Annotated in this window: 1 protein-coding gene; it reads left to right on the top strand. The window is 66.9% G+C overall.

All coding sequences use genetic code 11. The features are described from left to right. Nucleotides 1-18: 18 nt before the first annotated feature. The coding region (locus tag FLQ44_RS16415; protein WP_240801310.1) for a hydroxyacylglutathione hydrolase C-terminal domain-containing protein at nucleotides 19-465 on the top strand (447 nt) is incomplete at its 3' end.

Genomic DNA, 465 nt, shown 5'->3' with positions numbered 1-465 from the left:
ATTCCAGGTGAACTCAGCGTGGTTCGCGACGGCGAAGCGCTCGCGATCGCAGGATGGAACGCGCCGGTGGAGGTCATCGCCACGCCCGGCCACACGCGATCGCACCTCAGCTATGTCTGCGCCGGTCATCTGTTCTGTGGCGACACCTTGTTCAGTCTGGGCTGCGGTCGGCTGTTCGAGGGCAGTCCGGAGCAGATGCACGCTTCGCTGCAGCGCCTCGCGTCGCTACCAGGCGACACCCTGGTCTGCTGCACGCACGAATACAGCGCCAGCAATGCCCGCTTCGCACGCACTGTCGATCCACACAACCCGGCGCTTCGCGCGCGCGAGCAGGCAATCGCTGAGGCGCGCACTGCAGGGCAGCCCAGCCTGCCGATAAGCCTTGCCTCGGAGCTTGCGTGCAATCCCTTTCTTCGCGTCGATCGCCCCGAGATACGCGCTGCCGCCGAGGCCTGGTGCGGGCGC

Origin of the sequence: Vogesella mureinivorans (assembly GCF_007644035.1) — a bacterium.
GTDB lineage: Bacteria > Pseudomonadota > Gammaproteobacteria > Burkholderiales > Chromobacteriaceae > Vogesella > Vogesella mureinivorans.
The sequence above is the reverse complement of the archived record's forward strand: the minus strand, read 5'-3'. Positions and strand labels throughout refer to the sequence as shown.